The 7,562-nt window shown below is 65.7% G+C and carries 8 protein-coding genes and 1 pseudogene; 5 read left to right on the top strand and 4 right to left on the bottom strand.

Going from position 1 to position 7,562, the window contains the following annotated elements:
- The 4 genes and pseudogenes from AC07N6_RS24195 to AC07N6_RS24180 form a co-directional block, all read left to right on the top strand.
- The coding region (locus AC07N6_RS24195; protein WP_494783847.1) for a hypothetical protein at nucleotides 1-201 on the top strand (201 nt) is incomplete at its 5' end.
- A pseudogene (locus AC07N6_RS24190) lies at nucleotides 198-2,450 on the top strand (DUF4118 domain-containing protein); the annotation flags it as partial. The gene AC07N6_RS24195 and the pseudogene AC07N6_RS24190, both read left to right, overlap by 4 nt.
- Entirely contained in the window at nucleotides 2,424-2,963 is a 540-nt protein-coding gene (locus AC07N6_RS24185) for an ATP-binding protein (protein ID WP_494786289.1), read from the top strand. The pseudogene AC07N6_RS24190 and the gene AC07N6_RS24185, both read left to right, overlap by 27 nt.
- Nucleotides 2,964-2,973: 10 nt before the next feature.
- Nucleotides 2,974-3,684 carry a response regulator gene (locus tag AC07N6_RS24180; RefSeq protein WP_494783848.1) on the top strand — a complete coding sequence of 237 codons (711 nt, stop codon included), beginning with the start codon at nucleotides 2,974-2,976 and terminating at the stop codon, nucleotides 3,682-3,684.
- A 21-nt stretch (nucleotides 3,685-3,705) separates the two neighbouring features.
- On the opposite strand, the gene AC07N6_RS24175 is transcribed toward AC07N6_RS24180, so the two are convergent.
- The 4 genes from AC07N6_RS24175 to AC07N6_RS24160 form a co-directional block, all read right to left on the bottom strand.
- A complete protein-coding gene (locus AC07N6_RS24175) occupies nucleotides 3,706-4,293 on the bottom strand; it encodes a hypothetical protein (protein WP_494783849.1) in 588 nt (195 codons plus the stop codon).
- Nucleotides 4,294-4,387: 94 nt separating this feature from the next.
- Complete coding sequence (locus AC07N6_RS24170; protein ID WP_494783850.1) at nucleotides 4,388-4,780, bottom strand: hypothetical protein; 393 nt, start codon at nucleotides 4,778-4,780, stop codon at nucleotides 4,388-4,390.
- A gap of 30 nt (nucleotides 4,781-4,810) precedes the next feature.
- Complete coding sequence (locus AC07N6_RS24165; RefSeq protein ID WP_494783851.1) at nucleotides 4,811-5,662, bottom strand: TorF family putative porin; 852 nt, start codon at nucleotides 5,660-5,662, stop codon at nucleotides 4,811-4,813.
- Nucleotides 5,663-5,849: 187 nt separating this feature from the next.
- Nucleotides 5,850-6,689 carry a metal-dependent hydrolase gene (locus AC07N6_RS24160; protein ID WP_494783852.1) on the bottom strand — a complete coding sequence of 280 codons (840 nt, stop codon included), beginning with the start codon at nucleotides 6,687-6,689 and terminating at the stop codon, nucleotides 5,850-5,852.
- Nucleotides 6,690-6,821: 132 nt separating this feature from the next.
- Here AC07N6_RS24160 and AC07N6_RS24155 point away from each other — a divergent pair, with 132 nt between their 5' ends.
- Complete coding sequence (locus AC07N6_RS24155; protein ID WP_494783853.1) at nucleotides 6,822-7,421, top strand: TetR/AcrR family transcriptional regulator; 600 nt, start codon at nucleotides 6,822-6,824, stop codon at nucleotides 7,419-7,421.
- Nucleotides 7,422-7,562: the final 141 nt, after the last annotated feature.

Below are 7,562 nucleotides of genomic sequence, written 5' to 3'. Positions count from 1 at the left end.
GGTCGCCTTCTTTGGCTTACTTTTCTTGGCGAGACAAGAAAAGTGAGCGGCTGCCGGGCCGCCCCCGGCGCTCCGCTGCGACCGAAGAAAGAAAAGCATAAAGCCAGTACATCGACCAGCAGCAAGACCAGACTACCCAGAACAATCCAAAACAACCCCAAAGAACCAACTACAATGCTCCAAAACGCCCATCAAAAATGACCACCCGCCCCAACCCAGACGACCTGCTCGAACGCGTAATGCGCGAAGAAGACCGCCAGGCCCGCGGTCGTCTGAAGGTGTTTTTCGGCTTTTCGGCCGGGGTGGGCAAGACCTTCGCCATGCTGGAGGCGGCCCAGGTGCTGCGCGCGCAAGGCATCGACGTGGTCGCCGGGGTAGTCGAGACCCACGGCCGTGCCGAGACCGAGGCGCAACTGGCGGGGATCGAGCGCTTGCCGATGAAGATGGTGGCTTACCGCGACCGCCAGTTGCCCGAATTCGATCTCGACGCCGCCTTGCAACGCAAGCCGCAGGTCATGCTGGTGGACGAACTGGCGCATTCCAACGTGCCCGGCTCGCGCCATGCCAAACGCTGGCAGGACATCGATGAACTGCTGCGCGCCGGCATCGACGTCTACACCACCCTCAACGTCCAGCACATAGAAAGCCTCAACGACGTGGTCGGCCAGATCACCGGCATCCGCGTGTTCGAGACCGTGCCCGATCACGTGTTCGACCAGGCCGACGACGTCATGCTGGTCGATATCCCGCCCGACGAGCTGCTGGCGCGCCTGAAGCAGGGCAAGGTCTACCTGCCGCAGCAGGCCGAGAAGGCCGGGCGCAATTTCTTCCGCAAGGGCAACCTGATCGCGCTGCGCGAGATCGCCCTGCGCCGCACCGCCGACCGCGTCGACGCCGACATGCGCGAGTACCGTGCCGACCGCTCCATCGCCCAGCTATGGCAGGCGCGCGAGCGCATCGTGGTGGCCGTCGGCAGCGGCGCCGGCGAGGAGCGCCTGATCCGCGAGGCGGCGCGCCTGGCGGCCAAGCTGCAGGCCGAATGGCTGGCGGTGCATGTCGACCTGGCCAACAGCCGCCGCGCAATGGCCGGGCGCGAACGCGTGGTCGCTTATCTCAAGCTGGCGCAATCGCTGGGGGCGGAAACCGCCAGCATCAGCGGCGACGACCTGGCCGCGGCGCTGCTGCAGTTCGCCCGCGCGCGCAACGCCGGCAAGCTGGTAGTGGGGCAGCAACGCGGCGGCTGGCGCCGGCTGTTGCGCCGCCCCGGCGGTTCGCTGTCGCAGCGTATCGCCGCCATGGGCGAAGAACTCGACATCTATGCCGTGGCGCGCCCGCGTGCCCGGCATGATGTCCGCGGCGAGGATGCCGGCCGCGATGACAGCGCCGCCAGCGCCGCCGAATCCTTGCTCACGCGCCGCCGCCGCACGCGCGGCTATGCCTGGGCGGTGGTCAGCTGCGCCGTCACCACGGCGCTGGCTTTCGTGCTCAACGACTTCCTGCATCCGGCCAACGTCATCATGCTGTACCTGGTGGGCGTGATGCTGGTGGCGATGCGCTATGGCCGCTCGGCCTCGGCGCTGGTGTCGGTGCTGTCGGTGCTGTCCTTCGATTTCTTCTTTGTCGCGCCGCGCTTTTCGATTTCGGTATCGGACGCGCAATACCTGCTGACGCTGGTCGTGATGCTGGCGGTGTCGCTGTTCATCAGTTCGCTCACCGCCCGCCTGCGGCGCCAGGCGCGCGTGGCCATGCAGCGCGAGGCGCGCGCCTCCAACCTGTACATGCTGGGCAAGGAATTGTCGGCGCTGCTGACGCTGGACCAGATCCTGGAGATCGGCCGCCGCCATCTGGCCGCGGTGTTCGGCGCGCGGATTGCCTTCTTCTTGCCCGACAGCGCCAACCAGTTGCGCCCGGCCGAGCCGACGCAGGAAGCGGGCGGCGCCCATGTGCTCAAGAGCGTGGACGCCGGCGTGGCGCAATGGGTCTACGACAATGGCCAGCCGGCCGGCAAGGGCACCGCCACGTTGCCTTCGGCCGCCGCGCTGTACCTGCCGCTGACCGCCACCATGCGCACGCGCGGCGTGCTGGCGTTCGCCATCGAAGGCGCGAATGATGAAGAGCGCCAGCTCGCCGCCGCCCAGCTGGCATTGCCTGAAAACCGCCAGATGCTGGAGATCTTCTGTTCGCAGATCGCCATGGCGATCGAGCGCCTGCACTATGCCGAAGTGGCGCAGGACGCGCTGGTGAGCATGGAGTCCGAGCGCCTGCGCAACTCGCTGCTGTCGGCCATCTCGCACGACCTGCGCACGCCGCTGACCTCATTGGTCGGCAGCGCCGATGTGCTGGCCGCCAATCCCCGGCTGGACGAGGATGCCCGCGCCATGGCGCGCACCATCGGCGAACAGTCGCAGAAGATGGTCGGCCTGATGAACAACCTGCTCGACATGGCGCGCCTGCAGGCTGGCGTGGTGACGCTGAACCGCCAGTGGAACGCGCTGGAGGAAGTGGCCGGCTCGGCGCTGCGCTTGTTGTCCAAGGCGCTCGAAGGCCGCCCGGTGGAAACCCGCCTGCCGGCCGACCTGCCGCTGCTGCGGGTCGATGCGGTGCTGCTGGAGCGGGTATTCGCCAACCTGGTGGAGAATGCCATCAAGTACTCGCCGCCGGGCAGCGGCATTGCTATCGCCGCCCATGTCGAGGCGACGGAAAGCGGCGAACAGGTCAAGGTGAGCGTATCCGACCATGGCCGGGGATTTCCGCCGGCGATGGCGCAACACGCGTTCGAGAAGTTCACGCGCGGCGACAATGAGTCGAGCACGCCCGGCGTCGGCCTGGGCCTGGCGATTTGCCGCGCCATCGTCGAAGCCCACCAGGGCCGGATATGGATCGCGCCGCAGGAGGCCGGGCCGGGCGCAACGGTCTGCTTTACCCTGCCAGTGGAAGTGCAGCCGGCGCTACCCGAGGAATGAGGACAAGAACATGCAGGAACACGCAGGCAACATCGTATTCATCGAAGACGACCCGCATATCCGCAAGCTGGTCAAAAGCGCGCTGGAGCAGGAAGGCTTCATCGTCCACGAGGCCAGGACCGCGCGCGAAGGCGTGACCGAAGCCGGCACCCGCAAGCCCGACCTGGTCATCCTCGACCTCGGCCTGCCCGACCTCGACGGCAAGCAAGTCATCACCGAGATCCGCGGCTGGAGCGGCGTGCCCATCGTCATCCTGTCGGCCCGGACACAGGAGTCGGAAAAGGTCGAAGCGCTCGACGCCGGCGCCGACGACTACCTGGTCAAGCCCTTCGGCATGCCCGAGCTGCTGGCCCGCATGCGCGCCCAGCTGCGCCGCCATGCGCGCGCCGCCGGCGAAGGAAAGGCCAGCGGCCGCTACCGCATGGGGGAGGTGCTGGTCGACTTGCCGGCGCGCAGCGTCACCCGCAACGGCGAGGCGCTGCACCTGACGCAGATCGAATACCGGCTGCTGGCGACCTTGTTGCGCGATGCCGGCCGCGTGATCACGCACCGGCAATTGCTGGTGGCCGGCTGGGGGCCTTCGCATGCGGAAGACCATCATTACCTGCGCATCTACATGCAGCGCCTGCGCCAGAAGCTGGAGCGGGATGCGGCGCAGCCGGTGCATATCCTGACCGAGATCGGGGTGGGATATCGGCTGGCAGAAGTGGCGGGGGAATGAAGCTGTTCTTGCAGCGGGTTCTTACGGCCAGTCGATCAGGGGCAGGCTCAGCACGAGCATGACGATGCAGCCGGCGCAGAGCAGCAACTGGTGGCGCTTCAAGCCGAAAGAGACGACCCAGGCGCCCAGCAGGAACAGCACGAAGTTGACCGCATACTGCCTGGCCGCGGCCGGGACCGGCAGCGTTTCACCGGCGTCTTGCGCGCCGCTTTGCGCCGCCAGGAATTTCCATGAACATGCCAATGCGGCCAGCACGGCGCAGTTGAAGTAGGTGTTGAGATTGGGGAACAGGTCGCCGGCATGCTGGCGCGCTTCGATCCCGGTGCATTTGCCGTCGCGATAGAAGGCTTCCAGGACATGGCGGTCGCCCTGCCAGACATCGCTGCCCTGGTCATGATCGGGCTTGCCCTGGCTGGCCGGCGTGCCGAGCTGGCGAACCAGCGCATCGGGCGCGGCGCCGACCCATTGGCCGACCGATGCCGCCTTGATCTGCTGGTCCAGCTGCCGGCCCTTGCGGCGCTTCATCACCTGCCTGAAGGCCAGGTGGATCAAGGCCAGGGAATTGAACAGATAGATCCACTGGAGAATGACGCTGTAGTCGGTTTGCATGCGGGGCGGCCCGGGTTGGAAACGATGCCGCATCTTGCCGCCAGTTCCCCGTTTTGTCTACCCGCCGGTTTCTTGCCGTTTGTGCGGAAGGAACCTAAAGATCCCCCCATATATCGATCTGCCTGCGTATCTCCCCGGTACGCGCATCGCAGATGAACATGATCTCGCGCAGATCCTTGCGCACCGTGTAGCGGAAATATTCGCGGTCGGTGCGGGCGACGAAATCCTCGCTTTCTATCTTTCCGTCCAGCGCCTGCAGCACCTGGCGGCGGCAGTCGCCGCGATGCTGTTGCGCCTGCGGCGAGGGGCCGTAGTCGTCAGGAGAGCGATAGGGGACGACCGCCTGGGCCAGCGGCAACAGGCCGGCGCAGGCGATGAAGACCAGCAGCGCGGCCAGTGCGCAGCGGTAGTGGCGACGGTGGCCGGTACGCAGGAAGAGGTGGCGCGGGGAGAGCCGGTGCAGCCTTGGGGGACTTGGGGTACGCATGATGGGAATCCTGGTGCCGGCCTCTCAAATTCAAAACGCCTTGTTCATCGACAGCACCAGCTGGCTGCTGCCGATGTTCTTGCTGCGGATGGTGTAGCCGGCGTCCGAGGTGTTGGTATCGGTATAGGCCAGGCCCAATACGTAGCCGGAGAAGTCGCGCGTGAGGCCGAGTTTCCAGTCGGTATAGGACAGTGCCGGGGAATTCGGGCCGGTATAGCGTTGGCGGCCGATATGGGCGATGCCGCTGATGCCGGCGAACAGTTCATGGTTCACCGACAGGTCGGCATAGCTGCTGCCGCTGGTGTCGGCATTGCCGAAGGTGTTGCCGGTGCTGTATGAGTACTTGAAGGCGATCCATTTGGCATCCAGTCCGGCGTAGATTTCGGTGGTGTCGGGCCTGGTCATGCCGCCCGGATAGCTGCCGGGATAGGCGTAGTGCAGCACGCCGATGTCGGCGTTGAGCCAGTCGCTGATCGCCGGCTTCCAGCCGGCGTAGAGGTCGGCTTCCAGGCTGGCCGAGGCGGCCGGGTTGGCGTCGGAGATCCAGCTGACGTTGGACATCCAGATGCCGGCGTACAGGCCGTTGTCGTGCGTGAGGTCGAAGCCGCCTTGCAGGGCCGGCTTGGCGTTGGTCTGGGTGGTGCCGCGGAAGACGTACTGGCTGACCACGCCGAGGTTGCCGTTCAGGTGCAGCGGCGAGGTGGCGGTGGCGTCTGCGTTTTCGGCGGCCTGCGCCGGCGCGATCACGGCGATGGCCAGCAGCGCGCCGGCGGCGGCCAGCGTCGCCAGGCCGGCCAATTGCGCGTTGCGCAGGCGGCGACGGCCCAGCGGCGCGTGTCGCGGGAAGCGGGGTTGCTGTTCTTGTTGTGTCTTGCGGTTCATGCTGGAAGCTCCACGGGTTGAGGAGCTTTCAGCTTAGGCAAGGCGGCGTTTAATCCGGGTAAAACTTTGCGTGCGCAGCGTTAACAGATCATAAAAACAGGCCATAAAAACCGGTGCGCCGTTTACACCGGCGGCCTCCACTTGGGCGCGTCCTCCATGAGGTTGCGCGCCATGACGTCGGACCGCGTCATTTGTTCACGCGGCTCCAGCGGTTGCTGTTTTGCGCCAGCCATTGTGCGGCGACGGCGCGGTTGTCGTCGTGGTCCGGGTGGAAGCCGGGGCGCAGGTAATGCAGCAGCGGCATGCTGCAGCGGCGCAGCTGGCCATTGCGGCCGCACCAGAAGCCCAGGGCCGAGATCCAGGTGCGGGGCCGCAGCAGGCTGCCGTCGCGCTTCAGGTTGAGCAGCGTTTGCACGCTGCTCTCCAGCGAGAAGATGCAAAACACGTAGAGATACCAGACGATGCGGCGCAGGTTGCCGCCGCCCATGGCGCGGTAGAGGTCGAAGGCCACCGCCTTGTGTTCGGTCTCTTCCGCAGCATGCCAGTGCCACAGTATCTGCATCTGCTCGTCGGCGCCGTCCATCCAGCCGTGGCGCAGCAGGGCATCGGCGAAGACGGCGGTGAGGTGTTCGTAGGCGGCGGTGACCGCCACCAGGTTGAGCGGCGAGAGGCCGCAGGCGATGCTCCAGTCGACGCGGCGCCGGGCCCAGCCTTGCCAGCGGTTGCGCAGGTTCTGCCGCTCCAGGTGGCGGTTGTACAAGCCGTGCAGGTGGCGGTGGGTCGCCTCCTGGCCGATGAACTGCGCGACCAGCTTGTGCAACGGTGCGTGGGCATCGTCGTCGGGCAGGGTGGCGGCGCCGCTGCGCACCGAGTCGATGAAGAATTGTTCGCCCACCGGAAAGCTCATCGACAGGGCGTTGAAATGCATGCTGCGGTAGGCGTCGCCGCCATGCCAGTGGCGCGCGAAGCCGGATGCGAGGTCGACGGCGAGTTTGCGCACGGGAAGGTCGATGACGGGGAGGGGCATGATGTCGGCTTGCTGCGGTGGACGAATATGAGCATTATTCAGTTTTAGCCGTCCACGCTCAACTCGTTTCGGGCTCAGTTTTCCATCATGGCACTTTCCCGCAAGAAAAAACCGCCGGAAGCCGCACAGGCCATGCGCAAGCAGCCGGTGCAGGACCGCGCGCAGCGCACTATCGAGACCATTTTCGATGCCACCGCTCAGATCGTCGATGAACAAGGCGAGGCGCAACTGACCACCAACAAGATCGCCGAGCGGGCCGGTTTTTCCATCGGCACCCTGTACCAGTACTTTCCCACCAAGGAGGCGATCCTGCTGGCGATGATCCACCGCGGGCGGCGCAAGGTGATGGATGAGATGCAGCAGATGCTGGTCAGGTCGCTGGCGGAAGGGGCCGATCCCGAGCGCATCATCCGCGAACGGATCCGGGTGCTGGTCGCAGCCTTCGGCGCCGGCGGGCCGTTCAAGCGGTCGTTGATACGGCTGGCGTGGCGCATGGACCATCATGAGAACATCATGCAGGCCATGCGTGAAGGGGCCGAGCATATCGCGGTGGCGTTGGCGCAGGTGGAGTCGCCGGGGATTCGGGTGCCGAATGCGGCGGGGATTTTTGTGCTTACCCGGGCGGTGATGGGGGCAATACGCAGCGCTTCGCTGGAGGAATCGCCGTTGTTGGGGACGCGGCAGTTTGAGGATGAGTTGGTGCGGTTGGCTTGGGGGATGTTGAGGGCTTAGTGGGTAGTCTGGTCTTGCTTCGTGCAGATGTACCGGCTTAATTCCTATCTTTCTCCGGTCGGAAGGGAGCGCCGGGGGCGGCCCGGCAGCCGCTCACTTTCTTTGCTTCGCTGTATAGACCTGAGACATAGGTAACACGTG

It is taken from the genome of Herbaspirillum sp. GW821-FHT09A12, assembly GCF_059418325.1.
This window is presented reverse-complemented; position numbering and strand designations above follow the sequence as displayed.